The following is a 20,133-nucleotide window of genomic DNA, read 5'->3' as shown; positions in this document are numbered from 1 at the left end:
CGCCGGGACGACGCCGTAGAGGCGCTTTGCCGACCCCGCGACCACGGCTATAATCAAGAAAAAGGTCCATCATGATCCACGTCTGTTCCCTTGCCGCACTTCCTGAGACCGTCCGCCTCACCGGGGCCAGCCACGTGCTGACGGTGATGGCCAATGTCGAGCAGGTGGCGCGGCCGGTGTCCGTGCTGCCGGCCAATCATCTCAAGGTGTCGATGGACGACATCACCGAGGAGATGGATGGTTTCGTCGCGCCGTCCGAAGCGCATATCGATCAGGTGCTGAACTTCGTGCGCGGCTGGAACCGCAGCGCGCCGATGGTGGTGCACTGCTATGCCGGCATCAGCCGCTCCACCGCGAGTGCGTTCGCGGCCGTATGCGCGCTCAATCCGGATCGCGACGAGATCGAGATCGCCAGGAAAATTCGCGCGGCATCCCCGATCGCCTCGCCGAACCGGCGCATCGTCGGCCTCGCCGACCGCGCGCTCGGACGCAACGGCCGCATGTTGCGTGCGCTCGACGAAATGGGCCCCGGCTCGATGATGGTCGAGGGACGCCCCTTCGTGATCGAGCTCGAATGATGACACCGGCGATCCGCACCGCATGAGCGAGACGCTGCTGACGCCGATCGAGATCGGCCTGACGGCCGCGATCGTCGCGATCGAGGACCATGAACCCCTGATTCTCACCGCTCGCGGCGACGACGGACTTGCCGGCCTGCCCTTCGGTCCATTCGATGCACTCGCCCACCGCACCTTCGAGATCGGCTTGCGGGCCTGGGTCGAGGAACAGGCGGGCCTGCGGCTCGGCTATGTCGAACAGCTCTATACGTTCGGCGATCGCGGCCGCCACGCCGAGGCCGGCGACACCGGTGCGCACATGGTGTCGATCGGCTATCTCGCGCTGACGCGCGCGGTCGACGGCGAACTCGCCGCGACGGGGGCGAGCTTCGAGCCGTGGTATCGCTTCTTCCCCTGGGAGGACCGGCGCGAGGAGCCGCCAGCGATCATCGCCCGCGACATCATCCCCGCGCTGACCAGATGGGCCGAGCAGGAAACGCCGGAAACCACGCGCGCGCTGCCGCGCAAGGATCGCGTGCGGTTCTATTTCGGCCTCGACGGCGCGCCCTGGGACGAGGAACGCGTGCTCGATCGCTACGAGCTGTTGTACGAAGCCGGGCTGATCGAGGAAGCGCGGCGGGATGGCCGACCTGCCGCCCTGGCGCGCAAGACGCCGCCTGCGCTCGGCATCTCGATGCGCTTCGATCATCGCCGGATTCTCGCCACGGCGATCGCGCGGCTGCGCGCGAAACTGAAGTATCGCCCTGTGGTCTTTGAACTTTTGCCCGCCGAATTCACACTTACCGAATTGCAGTACACGGTGGAGGCCATCTCCGGCCGGCACTTGCACAAACAGAATTTCCGCCGCCTCGTTGAAACGGAAGCCCTGGTCGAACCGACCGGGGTGACGTCGACACAGACGGGTGGACGTCCGGCGGCGCTCTACCGCTTCCGCCGCGACGTGCTGCAGGAGCGGCCGGCGCCCGGCTTGCGCGTCCGCTCGCGGCGCTAAACCAAATGACATGCGATCGGACCCCGCGCGCCGATTGCCTGGAGGCTTCATGTTCGACGGCCCGTTTGACGTCTATGCGGTGATCATCGCGATCGTCGCTTTCCTGATCGCGATCAAGGCCTCCAGCCAGGCGGCCGACCTGCGGCGACGACTGAGCTCGCTCGAGGCGATGCTGTACGCGCAGCGACAGGCACAGGTGCAGCCGGTGCAGGTGCAGCCGCCGCCGCTGATGCCCGGGCCCGATCAGGCCGCGGCATCCGCCACGACAGCCGTGGAGCCTCCCCCGCTCGCGCCCGAGGCCGCACCGCCGCCCACACCGGAGCCGGTCGAGCCACGACTCGAGACGGGCGCGGCTGCGACCGTCACGCCGCCTTCGCTGCCCGCGCCCGCCCCCGGTTTCGAGGAGCGTCTCGGCACGCGATGGGTGGTGTGGATCGGCGGCCTTGCGCTCGCGCTCGGCGGCTTCTTCATGGTGCGCTATTCGATCGAAGCCGGCCTCCTCGGCCCCGGCGTGCGCGTATTCCTCGGCGGCCTGTTCGCCCTCGCGCTGCTCGGCGCCGGCGAATGGACCCGGCGCAAGGAGAGCCTGTCCAGCATCCAGGCCCTGCCGATCGCCAACATCCCCGCGATCCTCACCGCTGCCGGCACGGCCGTCGCGTTCGCGACGGTCTATGCGGCCTACGCGCTCTACGGCTTCCTGGTGCCTGCGACCGCATTCGTGCTGCTCGGCCTCGTCGCACTCGGCACGCTTGCGGCCGCGTTGCTGCACGGGCCCGCGCTCGCAGGCCTCGGGGTGGCCGGCGCGTTCGTGACGCCGATCCTCGTCTCCAGCGACAAGCCGGACTACTGGGCGCTCTACATCTATCTTGCGATCGTCACGGCGGCGAGCTTCGGCCTCGCCCGCATCCGGTTGTGGCGCTGGCTCGCGGTGACCACCATCGTCTTCGCCGTGCTCTGGATCTTCCCGGGGCTCGATCTCGGCGAGTTGCTGGTGGCTCCGCACGCCTTCCATGCGATCGCGGGTTTCGTTCTCGCCGCGCTCCTCGTCGTCTGCGGCTTCATGTTCGGCCCGACCATCGACGACGGCGAGATCGAGCCGGTCTCGTCCAGTGCGCTCGGGGCCTATCTGTTCGGCGCCATGCTGATCGTGCTGTCGAGCGCGCATGCCGACCTGGCGCTGATCGCCTTCACGCTGCTGGTCGCGGCAACGCCGTTCGTCGCCTGGCGCGCTCCGGCTGCGACGGGGGCGCTGGGTGCGGCCGCGGCGACCGTCTTCATCGTCTTCGCCGAATGGGCGGTTCGTGCCAATCCGGACATGCTGGTGCTGCCGGGCGGTCCGCTGCCGGGCATCGGACCGACCGCAACCGACGGCTCCGTGACGCTGCACCTCGTGACGGCAGCGGTCTTTGCGGCAGGCTTCGGCATTGCCGGATTCCTCGCGCAGGGTCGCTCGAACTCCGCCATCATCCCGGTGGTGTGGTCCGCGACCGCGGTCGCGACGCCGATCGCGCTCCTGGTCGCGCTCTACGCACGCATCGCGCATCTCGACCGCTCGATCCCGTTCGCGATCCTCGCCGTGCTGCTCGCCGCCGCCTTCGGCGCCGCGACGGAAGCGCTGACCCGGCGCGAGACCCGGCCCGGCGTTGCGATCTCCGCCGCGCTGTTCGCGACCGGCACGCTCGGCGCGCTGGCTCTGGCGCTGACTTTCGCTCTGGAGAAGGGCTGGCTCACCATCGCGCTCGCGCTGATGTCGCTCGGCACCGCCTGGATCTCGATGCAGCGACCGATCCCGTTCCTGCGCTGGCTGGCCGCCATCTTCGCGGCCATCGTCACCGCACGCATCGCCTACGATCCCCGCATCGTCGGCGACGCCGTCGGGACCACGCCGATCTTCAACTGGCTGTTGTGGGGCTACGGCCTGCCGGCGCTCTCGTTCTGGACGGCCAGCCGTTTCCTGCGCCGCCGCGGCGATGACGCACCGCTGCGCATGGTGGAAGCGGCCGCGATCCTCTTCACTGCGCTTCTCGCCTTCATGGAGGTTCGCCACTTCGCGACCGGCGGCAACATGACATCACCGCCGTCCCTGCTCGAATGCGCGCTCCAGGTGTGCGTGACGCTCGCCATGGCGATCGGACTGGAGCGGCTTCAGCTGAGGAGCCGCAGCATCGTGCACAATGTCGGCGCCGTGGCGCTTACCGCCATCGCCGGCGTCATCTGCGTGTTCGGCTTGCTGTTCCTGGAGAACCCCCTGCTCTGGCGCATCGATGTCGGCGGCGCGGTGTTCAATCTGCTGCTGCTCGGCTATGCGCTGCCGGCGGTGCTGATGCTGCTGCTGTCCTATGCGGCCGTCGGCGGACGCGGCAAAGCCTATGCGAACGCGATCGCGGGCGGAGCACTGGTATTCGCGCTCACCTACCTGACGCTGGAGATCCGCCGCTTCTATCACGGCCCGATCCTGACCAGCGGCGGGACCTCGGGGGCGGAGCAGTACACCTATTCGATCGGCTGGCTCGCCTTCGGCGTGGTGCTGCTCGGCGTCGGCATCCTCGTCAACTCCGAACGCGCCCGGCTGGCATCCGCCGCCGTCATCGCGCTGACGATCCTGAAGGCCTTCGTGATCGACATGTCGACGCTGACCGGCGTCTACCGCGCACTGTCGTTCATGTGCCTCGGCATCGTGCTCGTCGCGATCGGCTGGCTCTACCAGCGCATCCTGTTCCGGCGGCAGGTCCCGCCGCCGGCTCCGCAGACGAGCGCGTAAAGGATCAGGCCGCGCGGACGGACTCCAGGAACTGCGCGACTTCGACCTTGAGACGCGTGCTGTCGCTCGCGAGCGATTTCGCGGCCGACAGCACCTGGGTCGAAGCCGAACCGGTCTCGACCGCGCCGCGCTGCACGTCGGTGACGTTCGACGAGACCTCCTGCGTGCCGACCGAGGCCTGTTGCACGTTGCGCGAAATCTCCTGGGTCGCCGCGCCCTGCTCCTCGACCGCGGCGGCGATCGCTGACGACACTTCCGACAGCCTTTCGATGGTGCCGCCGATCTCCTGGATGGCGCTGACCGATTCTTCCGTCGCCGCCTGGATGCCCGCGACCTGCTGACCGATCTCGCCGGTCGCCCTCGCCGTCTGCTCGGCCAGGGCCTTGACCTCGGAGGCGACGACGGCGAAGCCGCGGCCGGCTTCGCCCGCACGGGCCGCCTCGATGGTCGCGTTCAGCGCAAGGAGATTGGTCTGGCCCGCGATCGTGTTGATGAGCTCGACGACGGCGCCGATCCGCGACGCAGCCTGCGACAGCGCATTGACGCGGTCGTTGGTCCGCGCGGCCTGCTCGACGGCCTCAGCGGCCATCCGTGCCGAATCCTGCACACGCCGGCTGATCTCCGTGATCGACGACGACAGCTCCTCCGAGGCGGAGGCCACGGACTGGACGTTGGTGGACGCTTCTTCGGAGGCCGCGGCAACGACGGTCGCGAGTTCCTGTCCCCGCTGCGCGGTGCTGCTCAGCGTCGTCGCGGATGCCTCGAGTTCGGTTGATGCCGCCGACACGGTTCCGACGACCTCGCCGATCATGGCCTCGAACTTGCCGGTGATGGCATCGACGCGGCGCGCGCGTTCGATCTTGGCTTCGGCATCGCGCGCGGCGGCCTCGTCGGCGGCCCTCTTCGCGATCAGCGCCTCCTTGAAGATCTGGAGCGCATCCGCCATCGAGCCGATCTCGGTCTTCTCGCCGCGATGCGGCACCTCGGCCGAGAGTTCGCCTTCGCCGAGCGCCTGCATCGGATGGATGATCGAGGCGATGCCGCGCGAGACGTCCTGCACGAGATAATAGGCTGCACCGATCGCGACCAGGATCGCAAGCACGATGACGCCGGCCAGCACGCGGAAGATGGTGGTGTAGCTCTCGGCGGCCTGCTTCGTCTCGGTCTCGGCGCCCTGGTTGTTGAGCTCGATATCCTTCAGCAGCAGCGGATCGGCCGCCTGGGCCATCTTCGCGACCTTGGTCTGCAGCAATTCGTTGGCATCGGTCGGGAAGCGTCCCGGGCTCTTGCGCGACAGCGCCATCACGTCCTGCACGCCGTTCAGGTATTCCGCCCACGCCTTCGCCCACTGCTCGTACAGCGAGCGCTCTTCAGGCGAGGTGATCAGCGGCTCGTAGACCTTGCGGGTCTGCTCGATGCGGTCGCGCAGCGAGGCCAGCCGCTTCTCGGCCGCGTCCTTGCCTTCGGCACCGTCCTGCATCAGGTGCAGGCGGAGCGCGACGCGCAGTTCGTTGATGTCGGCACGGAGCGAGCCGAGCGCACGCACGCTCGGCAGCCAGCTCTGTGCGATCTCGACAGTGTGGGCATTGATGGTCTGCATCGTACCGATCGCCATCACGCCGACGCCCGCGAGCGAGAGCACGAGGATGCTGAGGACGGTCAAGATCTTGAATCGGATCGACAAGTTCGACATCACGAAAACCCCGGTCAATGGAAGATGCTTGGCAACGCGCAAAAATCACCCGCGCCGCCATCATCGCGACGGATGACGGGACGGGGGTCGGTTCAACAATGCTGGCTGGTTCTTGTCGGGTAAGATTGCGCTCATTGTTGCAAACAGCCGTTAACAAGAACTGGGTAGAACTACGAATATCCGAATCGTCGGCATCGACAATTCGTCGCAACCACACATTGCAATCGTCTCCGGGCGGGAACCGCGGCCGCGTCATGCCGCCGCAGGCGCATGCTTGGCGGCTTAGGCCGCCCGTACCGACTCCAGGAAACGGCTCACTTCGCTCTTCAGCCGGTTGCTCTCGCGGGACAGCGATTGCGCGGCCGAATGCACCTGCGCCGAAGCAGCCCCGGTCTCACCGGCGCCACGCTGCACATCGTTGATGTTGGCCGAGACCTCGGAGGTTCCCTGCGCCGCATGCTGGATGTTGCGGGAGATCTCCAGCGTCGCGGCGCCCTGCTCCTCCACCGCGGCGGCGATGGTCGACGAAATTTCGGACATGCGCGCGATGGTGTCGCCGATCTCCTTGATCGCGCCGGCGGAGTCCTGGGTCGCCGCCTGGATCGCGTCGATATGCTGGCTGATCTCGCCGGTGGCCTTCGCGGTCTGCCCGGCGAGCGCCTTCACTTCGGCCGCGACCACGGCAAAGCCCTTGCCGGCATCACCGGCCCGCGCCGCTTCGATCGTCGCGTTCAGCGCCAGGAGGTTGGTCTGGCCGGCGATGCTGTTGATCAGGTCGACCACGTCGCCGATGCGTGCGGCCGCCTTCGTCAATTGGGCGACGCGCGCATTGGTGCGCTGCGCCTGTTCCACCGCGACGTCGGCGACGCGCGCCGATTCCTGCACCTGGCGACTGATCTCGGAGATCGACGTCGTCATTTCCTCGCTTGCGGACGAAACCGACTGCACATTCGTGGAGGCTTCCTCGGACGCAGCCGCGACCGTGGTGGCGAGGCCGTTGGAACGCTCGGCCGCCTGCGTCAAGGTGTTGGAGGATGCCTCGAGCTCCGTTGCCGCCGACGAGACGGTCTCGATGATCTCGCCGACCGCGCCCTCGAAACCATCGGCGAGACGCTGCATGTCGGCCTTGCGCTGCGCGCGCCGGCGCGCGTCCGCTTCCGACTGCTCGGCGCGCAGCCGCTCGGCCTCCGCCATGTTATTCCTGAACACCTCGACCGCGCCGGCCATCTCGCCGATCTCGTCGTTGCGTCCGCTGCCGGGAACGGCAATCGAGAGCTCGCCGCGCGCGAGCCGCGTCATCGCATCGACCATCGCGGACAGCGCCCTGGAGATCGAGCGGCCCAGCATGAAGCCCACCACCGCAAGCACGACGACGGTGACGGCGAATGCGATCATCATCCACAGACGCACGGCATCACGCGTCGCGGCCTCGGCGGCGTCGGCCTGCTTGTAGAGGTCCTCGACAGCGCTCCGCACCTCGACCATCACCGGCTCGAGCTCGCGGAAGGTCTTCACCATGCCGGCATCGAGAGCCGCGCTCTGCTGCGCGGTTTCCGCCCACGCCGCGAATTCGGACTGGTACTTCTGGAGCTTGGCCGCGATGTCGCTCGTCGCGTCCGCGGATACGCTCGCGCCCGCCATCGCCTTGGAGAACTCGGCTGCGGCCTTCTTCAGCTCCGCGACATATTTGGGATCACGCCGCAGCATGAAATCCTTCTCGTGCCGCCGCATGGTCAGCATCCAGCTCGTCAGCCTGGGATTGTCGATCTCCTTCAGCTTGGCCTCGATGTCGTGCACGGCAGCGCGAAGCGATCCGGACAGGCCGAGCGTCTCGTTGAGGCCAAGCCTGACCTCCGCCGCCACCAGCGCGTTGAAATCGGACGCGTAGCGCCTGAAGCCGTCCTGGGCCTGCTTCATCCTGTCGGACAAGGCGTTCATGCCGCCCGCCGACATCAACCGCCCGGCCTCGTCGAAATCGCGATTGATCGGCCCCATCAGCTCGGCATGGGCCTTCGCGTAACTCTCGTTCCGGCGCAGCTGGAAGTTCTTCTCGTTGCTGCGCGCTTCCAGCATCTCGATCGAGAGCTGCTTGTTGAGATCGGCGATCGCGCGAGCGCGGTTGGCGGCGGCGCGGGAGCTGTCCTGCGAGAGATTGCCGATCTCGTAGATCGCGCCGAACGCAATGAGACCGACGAGGCCGAAAAGTCCGATCGCCATGACCTTGTGGGTGAGGCGGATGGAAAGGCCGCTCATTGACGAGCTCCCAATGTGCTTGCGATGAAAATGTCAGGGCGGCACGAGGCGGTGCCGGGAAATTGGGCAGATCATGCCTGCTTCGTTTTTCTGGAAAGTTAACCGTGCGCGGCATTCGTCGCGGCACCGCAACATCGGCGCGCACGACGGCCACGCCCGCACTCGAAAACAAGCACGGGCGGCAAGCCGCGGAAATCAGTCTTCAGAGATGGTATGCGCGGAAGCTTCCGCGCAGCCGGATCACTCGGTCGAGCGGCGCAATTCCAGCGCGCCCTCGTTCTTGGCGGGCTCGGACTTGGCTTCCGACTTGGCTTCCGACTTCACCGGCTCGATCCGGCTGCTCTCGACGCGAGGCGTCTCGACGCGCGCGGCGACTTCGGTGCTCGACGGACCGACCGAGCCGGTCCGCTCCGGCGCCCGCAGCGAGCGCGGCCGCGCAACGGCACGCGCCATCAGCATCTGGTTGCCGCCCTGGTGGTGGAAGTCGCAATAGGCGAAGCCCATGCCCGATACCGAGCCGCGGAAGCTGCGGTCGTCGGTCTTCTCGAGGTTGAAGCAGGGCTCGAACGGAATGCCCTTGATCGAGGCGCAAACGTTCTGGCCACGAATCTGGAGAGTGTTCCCGGGCAGGCGGAGATGACGGACCGGGCCCGCGCCGGAGAACTGCACTGCGCCGGCTGCGCCGAGGTCGTCCAGGATACGGCCTGCGCCGCGGGTCCCATCGAAACAGGTGAAGGCGAATACCTTGCCGGCAACGAAGCGGCGCGCCTCATCGGCGTTCATGCTTCCTGCGACGGCCGGCACAATTGCCGCTGCCGCCGTGACGGCCCCCAACACAATACGCGCAAGCATGCTCAAACTCCGAACGAACCCCGCGGCGGGCGATGCCTGATCTCTTTACCCGCTGCTTACCATACTAACCATGGCGACATTGAAGCAGCTTGGTTGGTAAAGTCTGAACGTCGTTAGACAATTTTTACCACGATGCGGCCGCGGACCTGGCCCGCCAGGATTTTGGCGCCCCAATCCGAGACTTGGTCGAGTGAAATTTCCTGAGTGATTTCAGATAGTTTGGTCCGGTCCAGATCGGACGCCAGGCGCTGCCAGGCGGCCTTCCGCGGCTCGATCGGGCACATCACGGAATCGATGCCGAGAAGGCACACCCCGCGCAAAATGAACGGGGCGACTGATGACGGCAGGTCCATGCCAGCCGCCAGACCACAGGCCGCGATGGCGCCGCCATACTTGGTCATCGACAGCAGGTTGGCGAGCGTTGTCGAGCCGACGCTGTCCACACCGCCCGCCCAGCGTTCCTTGGCAAGGGGCTTGGCCGCCCCCGACAATTCATTGCGGTCGATGACCTCGGCCGCACCGATCTCTTTGAGATAGTCGGCTTCCGAGGCCCGGCCGGTGGAAGCAATGACGTGATAGCCGAGCTTCGACAGCACGGCTGTCGCGACCGAGCCGACGCCGCCGGCCGCGCCCGTCACCACCACGGGGCCGCTCTTCGGCGACAGGCCATGCTTCTCCAGCGCCAGCACCGAGAGCATCGCGGTGAAGCCCGCCGTGCCGATCGCCATGGCGTCGCGCGCCGACAGGCCCTGCGGCAATGCGACCAGCCAGTCCCCCTTCACCCGCGCCTTCTCGGCATAGGCGCCGAGGTGGGTTTCGCCCATTCCCCAGCCGGTGCAGATGACCTTGTCGCCCGCCTTCCATTGCGGATGCGAGGATTGCTCGACAGTGCCTGCGAAGTCGATGCCGGCGATCATCGGGAAGCGGCGCACCACCGGCGCCTTGCCGGTGAGCGCGAGACCGTCCTTGTAGTTCAGCGTCGACCATTCCACGCGGATGGTGACGTCGCCTTCCATCAGTTCGGCTTCGTCGAACTGCGTGAGCGCGGCGGTGGTGCCCTTGTCCGCCTTGTCGATCCGGATCGCCTTGAATGTGGCCACGGCTGAACTCCCTGACTTGTTTCAGGGGATGTTTAGCCGATCAGGCAGGCTGCGCAACCGCCCGCTGAACGGGTTTTTCCACGATCGGGAGATTGATCAGCGCAGACAGCACGCCGAACAGGATCGAGAGCCACCAGATCGGCGTATAGGAACCGAAACGTTCGAACACGATGCCGCCGAGCCAGACGCCGAGGAAGCCGCCGACCTGATGGCTGACGAAGGCGAAGCCATAGAGCGTGGCGAGCCAGCGCGTCCCGAACATCAGCGCCACCAGCGCCGAGGTCGGCGGCACGGTCGACAGCCAGGCCAGCCCGGAGACGGCGCCGAACGCGATCGCCGAGAACGGCGTGATCGGGAACGAGATGAAGGCCAGCGTCGCGAGCGCGCGGGTGAAATAGATGGTCGAGAGGATGTAGCGCTTCGGCAGCGAGTTCTGGAGGTAGCCGACGCTCAGGGATCCCACGATGTTGAACAGGCCGATCGCCGCGATGACCCAGCCGCCGGTTTGCGCCGAGATGCCGCGATCGACGAGGAAGGCCGGCAGATGCACCGTGATGAAGGCGAGCTGGAAACCGCAGGTGAAGAAGCCGAGCACCAGCAGCACATAGGAGCGGTGGCCGAAGGCTTCCGTGAGCGCCCTGGTGAATGAGAGCTGGTCCGCCGGCGCGGCATTGACCGTGCTCTCGACCCGCGGCGTGGACAGGGCCAGCGACAGCGGGATGATCAGCAGCATCAGGAGGCCGAACACAGTGAGCGCCTGCTGCCAGCCGAAATTGTCGATCAGCGCCACGCCGATCGGCGCGAACAGGAACTGCCCGAACGAACCCGCCGCGGTGCCCGCGCCGAGCGCAAGGCCGCGCTTCTCGGGCGGCAGCAGCTTGCTGAATGCCGACAGCACCAGATTGAACGAGCAGCCGGCCAGACCAAAGCCCATCATGACGCCGGCGCCGATGTTCAGCGACATCGGCGTCGCCGAGTAGCGCATCAAGAGCAGGCCGCCGGCATAAAGCAGTGCCCCGACGAACATCACGCGGAACAGGCCGAAGCGATCGGCAACCGCGCCGGCCAGAGGCTGGCCCAATCCCCACAGCAGATTCTGCACGGCGATCGCGAGACCGAATACGTCGCGGCCCCAGGCGAACTCGTGGCTCATCGGCTGCACGAAGAAGCCCAGCGTGGAGCGCGGACCGAAGCCCAGCATGGCGATCGCGCAGCCGCACAGGATGATGATCCCCGGCGTCCGCCAGCTGGAGGATCGTGAGGCCGGACCGAGCTCGCCCACTTGTGTCGACATGCGCTTCCTCATCTGTCGCTGGCGGATCCGGAATAGGCAGCCGCAACAAGCCGTTTAATGCAACTGCATGAAAATCCCAAGTCAAAAATCATTGCGTTCCACGAAGAGCTGCCGGCGCAGCATTGCGTTTCCGCGAGTCCCGCGGCGCGAGCACGCACGGTTCGACCGGCATGGATTGACGGAAACGTGTCCGAGACGAGCTGGCGACGGCGCGCCGCAGATGATAGATTTGATTTACTCATTCTGAGCATATATGGATGAGGCCGACCTGTTCGCGAATGCGGGCAGGCTGCCAGCAGCAAACACCGGCCTCACGGCCGGATTTATCAGGCTCCATATATACTCAATATGAGCATATATGGATTTGCACGGGAGGCTCCCATGCCCATCACCGGAATTTACGGCCGCGACGACCTTGCCCTCCGCCCGCACGATCATATCGCTCCCTCGCCGCGGAAACCCGCTGCCGCACTCGCGCCGGCGCTGCCGATGCCGCCGCTGGAATGGACGGCCGAGGTCGAGCGGGCCACCGCGCCGCTCTATGAGCGCGTGAAACACGTCATCCCGCCGATCGAGTGGCCGCTGATGGCACCGACCATCAAGGCCATCAACGAGCTGAAGGCGGCACGTGGCGCGGTGATCCTCGCGCACAACTACCAGGCGCCGGAGATCTTCCACTGCGTCGCGGATATCGGCGGCGACTCGCTCCAGCTCGCCGTCGAAGCCACCCGGGTGAAGGCCGGCATCATCGTTCAGTGCGGCGTGCACTTCATGGCCGAGACCTCGAAGCTGCTCAACCCGGACAAGACAGTGCTGATCCCCGATACACGCGCCGGCTGTTCGCTGGCCGCCAGCATCACCGGCGCCGACGTGCGGCTGCTCCGCGAGAAATTCCCCGGCGTGCCCGTCGTCGCCTACGTCAACACATCGGCCGAGGTGAAGGCCGAGGTCGACATCTGCTGCACCTCGTCCAATGCCGTGCAGGTGGTCGAGAGCCTCGGTGCGCCCAGCGTGATCTTCCTGCCCGACCGCTATCTCGCGACCTACGTGGCCTCGAAGACCGACGTGAAGATCATCGCCTGGAAGGGCGCCTGCGAAGTGCATGAGCGTTTCACCGGAGAAGAGCTGCGCAGCTACCGCGAGGCCGATCCGTCCGTGCAGATCATCGCGCATCCCGAATGTCCGCCGGACGTGCTGGCGGAGGCCGACTTCACGGGCTCGACCGCGCACATGATCAACTGGGTGCGCGAAAAGCGGCCGCGGCGGCTCGTCATGATCACGGAATGCTCGATGGCTGACAATGTGCGGGCCGAGCTGCCGGACGTCGAGATGCTGCGTCCCTGCAATCTCTGCCCGCACATGAAACGCATCACGCTTCCCAACATCCTCGACAGCCTGCTGACGCTTCGCGAGGAGGTGACGATCGAGCCCGCGCTTGCGGAGCGCGCCCGGCGCTCGGTCGAACGGATGATCAATCTCAAGAACTAGCCACGACTCACCACCGTCCCGGCATTTGCCGGGACGAAGACGGAGCACAAGGAACAATCATGACAAACAACATCCACAACCTCACCCGTACCAGCGACGACGTCGTCATCGTCGGCGGCGGACTCGCCGGCCTCTTCTGCGCGCTGAAGCTCGCGCCGCGTCCGGTCACCCTGATCTCGGCGGCACCGCTCGGACACGGAGCATCCTCCGCCTGGGCACAAGGGGGTATCGCGGCCGCGGTGGCCGAGGGCGACACGCCCGAAGCGCATGCCGCGGACACCATCGCCGTCGGCGGCGGCATCGTCGACGATACGGTCGCGCTCGGGATCGCGCGCGAGGCGGCCCCGCGCATCCACGACCTTCTCGCCTACGGCGTGCCTTTCGATCGCGATCTCGAAGGCCGGCTCGCAGTCGGCCGCGAAGCCGCGCACTCGGCACGACGCATCGTGCATGTGCGCGGTGACGGCGCCGGCGCGGCGATCATTGCCGCGCTGAGCGAGGCCGTGCGCCGCACGCCGTCGATCCGCGTGATCGAAGGCCTCGTCGCCGAAACCCTGCTGACCGAGGATGGCTCGGTCACCGGACTCCAGTTGCGGGAGGTCGGGAATGCGGCAACTCGCCCTGTGCTGCTGGCCTCCCGCGCGGTGGTTTTTGCGACCGGCGGCATCGGTCATCTCTATGCCGTCACCACCAATCCGCACGAGGCCGCCGGATCCGGCCTCGCGATTGCGGCGCGCGCCGGCGCGGTGATCGCCGATCCCGAATTCGTGCAGTTTCACCCGACCGCCATCATGGCCGGCCGCGACCCCGCTCCGCTCGCGACGGAAGCGCTGCGCGGCGAAGGCGCGACGCTGATCAATGGCAATGGCGAGCGCTTCATGGAGACGCTCCATCCGCTCGCCGAACTCGCGCCGCGCGACATCGTCGCTCGCGGCGTCTTTGCCGAGATTGCGGCCGGGCGCGGCGCCTTTCTCGATGCGCGTCAGGCCCTGGGCTCGCGTTTCGCCGACAGGTTTCCGACCGTGCATGCAAGCTGCATCGCCGCCGGTATCGATCCCGTCACGCAGGCCATCCCGATCGCACCGGCCGCGCACTACCATATGGGCGGCGTTGCGGTGGACGAGCACGGCCGCAGCTCGATCGACGGCTTGTGGGCCGGCGGCGAGGTGTCGTGCACCGGCGCGCACGGCGCCAACCGCCTTGCGTCGAATTCGTTGCTCGAAGCCGTGGTCTATGCCGCACGGATCGCCAACGACATTGCGGGCCGCGCGATCCCCTCGCCTGCCCGCCTTCCCGATGGACTGGTGACGCCGCGCAATGGCGCTGCGGCCGCCGCGATCGTGAATCAGCTGCGGGCGATGATGAGCTCGCAGGTCGGCGTGATCCGCGACGAGGACGGGCTTGCGGAAGCCGTACGTCACTTCGGCGCGCTGGAACGTGAGGCCTCAAGTCCGGCACTGCGCAACATGGCGACGTCGGCCCTGCTCGTGGCCACCGCGGCCTGGAGCCGCCGCGAGAGCCGCGGTGCGCATTTCCGGTCCGATCATCCGGCGGCCGTGCCCGCACTGGCGCAGAGAACGACGACCACGCTCGCGGCCGCACGCGAGGTCGCGGAAACCTTGACCGACCACCCATTGCCGCGCACCGCGCAATCCATGATCGCCTAAGGAGCTCCCATGATCATCCCGACGTCTCTGCTCAATCCCGACGCTTTCCTCTCACCGCTCGCAATCGATGAGGCCGTGCACCGCGCGCTGGACGAGGATCTCGGCCGCGCCGGCGACATCACCTCGCTGGCGACGATTCCGGAAGCCACGACGGCGCAGGCGATCCTGGTCGCGCGCCAATCCGGCATCATCGCCGGTTTACCGCTGGCGCTGGCGACCCTGCAAAAGCTTTCGTTAGGCATCGAGGTGCGGGCGCATGTCCGCGATGCCGCGCGGGTTGCCCGCGGGCAGCACGTCCTGACGATCTCCGGTCCTGCGCGCGCCATCCTCACGGCGGAGCGGACCGCGCTGAACTTCGTCGGACGCCTGTCGGGCATCGCGACGCTGACCGCCGATTACGTCGCCCGGACCGAAGGCACGAAGATGCGCATCTGCTGCACGCGGAAGACCACGCCGGGGTTGCGCGCGCTGGAGAAATACGCCGTGCGCTGCGGCGGCGGCTTCAACCATCGCTTCGGGCTCGACGACGCGTTCCTGATCAAGGACAACCACATCGCGGTGGCGGGCGGCATCCGTCCGGTGCTCGAGCGGGCCCGCGCCCATGCAGGCCACCTCGTCAAACTCGAGATCGAGGTCGACACGCTGTCGCAATTGCGCGAGGTGCTCGACACCGGGCTTGCCGATGCGGTTCTGCTCGACAACATGGATCTCGCGTCGCTGCGCGAAGCGGTGAGACTCAACGAGGGCCGCCTCACGCTGGAAGCATCGGGCGGCGTCACACTGGAGACGATCGCGGCGATCGGGGCGACCGGTGTCGACTACGTTTCGTCCGGCGCACTGACGCATTCGGCGCCCAATTTCGACTGCGCGCTTGATATCGCGGCGTGAACTCTTCGCCTCTCCCCACTTGCGGCGGGTGTGCGCGTCTCGCGGATTCCGGGTGAGCGGGAGTGTCCGCACACTGAAGTCTCACCCTTCCCGTGGAGGGCCCCCTCACCCCAACCCTCTCCCCGCAAGCGAGGCGAGGGAGCAGGCTCGCGTCGTGGCGTCCCTACCGCTTACCGCCGCTCCGTCACGCCCATCTCGGCCGAGCTCTTCGCTTCCTGGGCGAGTTCGGCGGAGAGCGCGGCGGTCTGCGCCGGGGTCCCCCAGCTCGGCTCCTCGCTACCGTCACCCCAGGCGCGCGGCCGGTAAAAGGTGTGCACGCCGAACTTGTACATCTTCTTCATCTCGGCGACCCAGGACGGACGCACCCAATAGGCATGATAATGCGTGGACTTGCCGACTTCGGGCAGCCAGATCTGGCCGTCGAGCATCGCCTTGGCGATCTTCCTGGCGCGCTCCCACATCTCGGGCTCGCGGATCACGTCGGGATTGTTGTCGCAGGCGAAGGTGAACTGGCAGGCGAAGTGGCGGTACTTGTTCTGATAGACGACGCCGCACACGGTCTCCGGATATTTGCCCGAGAACACGCGGTTCATCACCACCTGCGCGACCGCGATCTGCCCGCGCACGGCTTCGCCGCGCGACTCGAAGTAGACGGCTTCGGCGAGGCACTTCTCGGACTTCGAACGCGCCTTGTCGTCGAGCGCGAGCCGCTCCGCGGGCGACTTGGCACGCTGGTTGTCGGCATTGACCTCGCCCTTCGGCGCAACGCTTTCGCCGCCTTCGGTGTCCTTGGCGGCATCCTCCAGCGCCGGCGCCAATGACGCCGTCACCTTCATGTCGGGATCCGGAGTCACGATCAGCGGCTCGGCCCCCGGCTGCCAGCTCTCGATGCTTTCGAGATTGCCGCCGAGCGAGGAGCTGCCGAAGAACAGGTTGGAGGTCTTGACGCTGAAGGGATCGCGCGGCGGCGCGGCGGCCTCCGTGGCCTGCTTCAACGCGTTGAGCGGCTGGGCCGCCATCGAGAGTGCGGCATCGTCGGCCTTCGGCGCGTCGGAATATTGCGGCAGCGGCGGTGCGCGCATGGCCTCCTGAAGCTCGGGATCGAGCGCCGCCGCCGACTCCGGCGACATCGGCTGGGGCAGAGCGACGGTCTTGGCGCCGAACACGGAGCTGTTCGAGGTCGCGGGATCCTGCTGCGCCGGCGCGGCGGCGGGTGCGACCGCATCAGGCGTCGCGGCAGGCGTAACGGTGGTGAGACGATCGCCCTTCAGCGCGCGGTCGACCTTGGGAAAATCGGAGGCCTGGTAGCGCGGCGGCGCCTGAAGCGCCGGATTGCGCGTGATCGCGCCTGTGACGTCGCGGCCGTCGAGGCTTGCGAGGCGAACCATCGCGCTCTGCGGAACCGAGGTTCCGATCGGACGCGAGAAGCTGTAGGTGGCGAGCTGAATGGAGGACGCCGCGGAGAACACCTGACGCTGCCAGCGCTCGGCAACGCCGGGCTGGCGCGCGAGCAGCGACCCAATATCCTGATATCCGATCTCTCTCGGCATCAATGCGAAGATGCAGAGACCGAGTCCGAAGGACGCGAACCGCGCGCCCTTCGGATGGTTACGCAACACAAACATCGATACGCTCACGCAACGCTTACGCTGGTTTGACCGAACCCAGTACATCCGTGCAATTCGATCCTTTCCGTCAGTATCTAATTTAGGTTGCTGGGGCGTTAATCGACGTTGCGTGCGCGGCACACTCAAGCAATCGCCGCTGTTTCCGCTTGCAAACGGGATCGTTGGTAAATGCCGCCTCACGCGAAGCGGTAAACATCCCGTCAACAGGAATGGTGAAGGAACCCTTGATGGCGCGTCTCATTACGGGACGCGCGTGATTCTCTTGTTTGCGGCCGCGCTGTCGTGCCCCGCAACAGGCGGGGGCATCCGGCACGCCGCAGCTTCTCGATTCAATCGCTCGCGTCTCGCCGTGCTGGATCGCTCGGTCAAACCGCACGATGATTGCGAGAATAAAGCGTACGCACCGTAGTCTCGTCATTGCGATCGAAGCTCGACAATCCAGATCGTCAACGGTGGAAAGACTCGGGATTGTGTCGCTGCGCTCGCAATGACGGCGTTGAGCGAACGGCGCACGAAAAGAGAGAGGCGGGGTTTGGCCCCGCCTCTCTCGCATCTCGCGATCTCGATTCGCCTACGCCTGGCTGGCGACGGCCTTGCCGAGCGCGGCCTGCGCCGCCGCAAGGCGAGCGATCGGCACGCGATAGGGCGAGCAGGAGACGTAGTCGAGGCCGATATTGTGGCAGAAGGCCACGGAGGCGGGATCGCCGCCGTGCTCACCGCAGATGCCGACCTTGAGCGAAGCGCGCGTCTTGCGGCCGCGCGCGACGCCGATCTTGACGAGCTCGCCGACGCCTTCCTGGTCGAGCGCGATGAAGGGATCGACCGCGAGGATGCCCTTCGCGACGTAAGGACCGAGGAAGCTCGCCGCGTCGTCGCGGCTGATGCCGTACGTCGTCTGGGTGAGATCGTTGGTGCCGAACGAGAAGAACTCGGCGCTCTCCGCGATCTCGGCCGCGAGCAGGCAGGCGCGCGGCAGCTCGATCATGGTGCCGACCTGGTAGGCCAGCTTGGTGTTGGTGTCGCGCATCACCGCCTGCGCGGTGGCATCGATGCGCGCCTTGACGAGATCGAGCTCGGCCTTGGTCGCGATCAGGGGCACCATCACCTCGAGGCCGATGGCCTTGCCGGTGCGCCGCTGCGCCTCGACCGCCGCCTCGAAGATCGCGCGCGCCTGCATCTCGGCGATCTCGGGGTATGCGATCGCGATGCGGCAGCCGCGGAAGCCGAGCATCGGATTGAACTCCGACAGTTCGCGCGCGCGGTCAGCCAGGCGCCGCGGGTCGGTGTTCATGGCACGCGCCACTTCCTCGACCTCGGCATGGGTGTGCGGCAGGAACTCGTGCAGCGGCGGATCGAGCAGGCGGATCGTGACGGGAAGGCCCTTCATGATCTCGAACAGCTCGACGAAGTCGGCGCGCTGCATCGGCAGCAGCTTCGCCAGCGCCGCACGGCGCGACTGCTCGTCCTCGGAGAGGATCATCTCGCGCACCGTGCGGATGCGCGTCTCCTCGAAGAACATGTGCTCGGTGCGGCAGAGGCCGATGCCTTCAGCGCCGAACTTGATCGCGGTACGCGCGTCCTCCGGCGTGTCGGCGTTGACGCGCACGCCGATCTTGCGGACCTGATCGGCCCAGTTCATCAGCGTGCCGAATTCGCCGGACAGCTCCGGCTCGATCATCGGCATGCGGCCGGCGAGCACCTGGCCGAGCGAACCGTCGATGGTGATGACGTCGCCGGTCTTGAAGGTGCGCGAGCCGATGCTCATGGTGCCGCGGCCGTAGTCGACACGGATGGTGCCGCAGCCGGAGACGCAGGGCTTGCCCATGCCGCGCGCAACCACCGCGGCATGCGACGTCATGCCGCCGCGCGTGGTCAAGATGCCTTCGGCGGCGTGCATGCCGTGAATGTCTTCCGGGCTGGTCTCGATGCGGACCAGGATGACCTTGCGCCCGTCGGCCTGGAGCTTGGCCGCTTCGTCCGAGGAGAACACGATCTCGCCGGAGGCCGCGCCCGGCGAAGCCGGCAGGCCGGTCGCGATCACGTCGCGCTTGGCGTTGGGATCGATGGTCGGATGCAGAAGCTGGTCGAGCGAGGCGGGATCGATCCGCGTCACCGCTTCCTTCTTGGAGATCAGGCCCTCGTTGGCGAGCTCGACCGCGATGCGCAGCGCCGCCTTGGCGGTGCGCTTGCCGCCGCGGGTCTGGAGCATCCAGAGCTTGCCCTGCTCGACCGTGAACTCCATGTCCTGCATGTCACGGTAGTGCTTCTCGAGCAGCGTGTAGATGCGCGTCAGCTCCTTGAACGCCTCCGGCATCGCCGATTCCATCGACGCCTTGTCGGAGCCGGACTCCTTCCGCGCGTCCTCGGTGATGTCCTGCGGCGTGCGGATGCCCGCCACCACGTCCTCACCCTGCGCGTTGATCAGGAATTCGCCGTAGAGCTTGCTCTCGCCGGTCGAGGGGTTGCGCGTGAACGCGACTCCGGTCGCCGAGGTCTCGCCCATGTTGCCGAACACCATGGCCTGCACGTTGACCGCGGTGCCCCAGCTCTCGGGGATCGAATGCAGGCGGCGATAGGTGATCGCGCGCTGGTTCATCCACGATTCGAACACCGCGCCGACGGCGCCCCACAGCTGCTCCCGCGGCTCCTGCGGGAACGGCTTGCCGGTGCGCTTCTCGACCAGCTTCTTGTATTCGGCCACGACCGACCGCCAGTCGGCGGCCTTGAGGTCGGTGTCCATCTGGACGCCGAGATCCTCTTTCTTGATCTCGAGCGCTTCCTCGAAATAGTGATGGCCGACGTCGAGCACGACGTTGGAGTACATCTGGATGAAGCGGCGGTAGCTGTCCCAGGCGAAGCGCTCGTCGCCGGACGACTTGGCGAGGCCCAGCACCGTCTTGTCGTTGAGGCCGAGGTTCAGCACCGTGTCCATCATGCCCG

General features: G+C 66.8%; 13 protein-coding genes. 6 read left to right on the top strand and 7 right to left on the bottom strand.

Annotation, left to right across the window (positions count from 1 at the left end; translation table 11 throughout):
* Window positions 1-71: 71 nt before the first annotated feature.
* The 3 genes from QM712_RS03765 to QM712_RS03755 are packed head-to-tail and all read left to right on the top strand — an operon-like array spanning window position 72 to window position 4,330.
* Window positions 72-578: a tyrosine phosphatase family protein gene (locus tag QM712_RS03765; RefSeq protein WP_415021705.1), complete on the top strand. Its 507-nt coding sequence runs from the start codon at window positions 72-74 to the stop codon at window positions 576-578.
* Window positions 579-600: 22 nt separating this feature from the next.
* Window positions 601-1,569, top strand: a complete 969-nt coding sequence (locus QM712_RS03760; protein WP_415021704.1) for an NUDIX hydrolase — start codon at window positions 601-603, stop codon at window positions 1,567-1,569.
* Between the two features lie 49 nt (window positions 1,570-1,618).
* A complete protein-coding gene (locus QM712_RS03755) occupies window positions 1,619-4,330 on the top strand; it encodes a DUF2339 domain-containing protein (protein WP_415021703.1) in 2,712 nt (903 codons plus the stop codon).
* Window positions 4,331-4,334: 4 nt separating this feature from the next.
* Here the strand turns inward: QM712_RS03755 and QM712_RS03750 are convergent, their stop codons facing one another.
* The 5 genes from QM712_RS03750 to QM712_RS03730 all read right to left on the bottom strand — a co-directional run bounded on the left by QM712_RS03750 (window position 4,335) and on the right by QM712_RS03730 (window position 11,522).
* On the bottom strand, window positions 4,335-6,023 hold the full coding sequence (locus tag QM712_RS03750; protein ID WP_415021702.1) for a methyl-accepting chemotaxis protein: 1,689 nt from the start codon (window positions 6,021-6,023) through the stop codon (window positions 4,335-4,337).
* Between the two features lie 282 nt (window positions 6,024-6,305).
* On the bottom strand, window positions 6,306-8,276 hold the full coding sequence (locus tag QM712_RS03745; protein ID WP_415021701.1) for a methyl-accepting chemotaxis protein: 1,971 nt from the start codon (window positions 8,274-8,276) through the stop codon (window positions 6,306-6,308).
* 240 nt (window positions 8,277-8,516) lie between these two features.
* Window positions 8,517-9,128 carry a hypothetical protein gene (locus tag QM712_RS03740; protein WP_415021700.1) on the bottom strand — a complete coding sequence of 204 codons (612 nt, stop codon included), beginning with the start codon at window positions 9,126-9,128 and terminating at the stop codon, window positions 8,517-8,519.
* A gap of 113 nt (window positions 9,129-9,241) precedes the next feature.
* Window positions 9,242-10,228 (bottom strand): MDR family oxidoreductase, encoded by a 987-nt coding sequence (locus QM712_RS03735; RefSeq protein ID WP_415021699.1) that lies wholly within the window; start codon window positions 10,226-10,228, stop codon window positions 9,242-9,244.
* A gap of 40 nt (window positions 10,229-10,268) precedes the next feature.
* Complete coding sequence (locus tag QM712_RS03730) at window positions 10,269-11,522, bottom strand: MFS transporter (protein WP_415021698.1); 1,254 nt, start codon at window positions 11,520-11,522, stop codon at window positions 10,269-10,271.
* Window positions 11,523-11,903: 381 nt separating this feature from the next.
* Between QM712_RS03730 and nadA the strand changes: the two genes are divergently transcribed.
* From nadA to nadC, 3 genes are read left to right on the top strand one after another with little or no spacing between them, the layout of a single operon-like run.
* The gene (gene nadA / locus QM712_RS03725; protein WP_415021697.1) at window positions 11,904-13,010 is read left to right on the top strand and encodes a quinolinate synthase NadA; all 1,107 of its coding nucleotides are present in this window, start codon (window positions 11,904-11,906) and stop codon (window positions 13,008-13,010) included.
* A 59-nt stretch (window positions 13,011-13,069) separates the two neighbouring features.
* Entirely contained in the window at window positions 13,070-14,677 is a 1,608-nt protein-coding gene (locus QM712_RS03720) for an L-aspartate oxidase (protein WP_415021696.1), read from the top strand.
* A 9-nt stretch (window positions 14,678-14,686) separates the two neighbouring features.
* Complete coding sequence (gene nadC / locus QM712_RS03715) at window positions 14,687-15,565, top strand: carboxylating nicotinate-nucleotide diphosphorylase (protein WP_415021695.1); 879 nt, start codon at window positions 14,687-14,689, stop codon at window positions 15,563-15,565.
* 170 nt (window positions 15,566-15,735) lie between these two features.
* Here the strand turns inward: nadC and QM712_RS03710 are convergent, their stop codons facing one another.
* Together QM712_RS03710 and ppdK are read right to left on the bottom strand one after the other, a co-directional pair.
* Window positions 15,736-17,190 (bottom strand): cell wall hydrolase, encoded by a 1,455-nt coding sequence (locus tag QM712_RS03710; RefSeq protein ID WP_415021694.1) that lies wholly within the window; start codon window positions 17,188-17,190, stop codon window positions 15,736-15,738.
* A gap of 574 nt (window positions 17,191-17,764) precedes the next feature.
* A partial coding sequence (gene ppdK, locus QM712_RS03705; protein WP_415021693.1) for a pyruvate, phosphate dikinase occupies window positions 17,765-20,133 on the bottom strand: 2,369 nt, incomplete at its 5' end.

Origin of the sequence: Bradyrhizobium sp. (assembly GCF_047605465.1) — a bacterium.
GTDB lineage: Bacteria > Pseudomonadota > Alphaproteobacteria > Rhizobiales > Xanthobacteraceae > Bradyrhizobium.
This window is presented reverse-complemented; position numbering and strand designations above follow the sequence as displayed.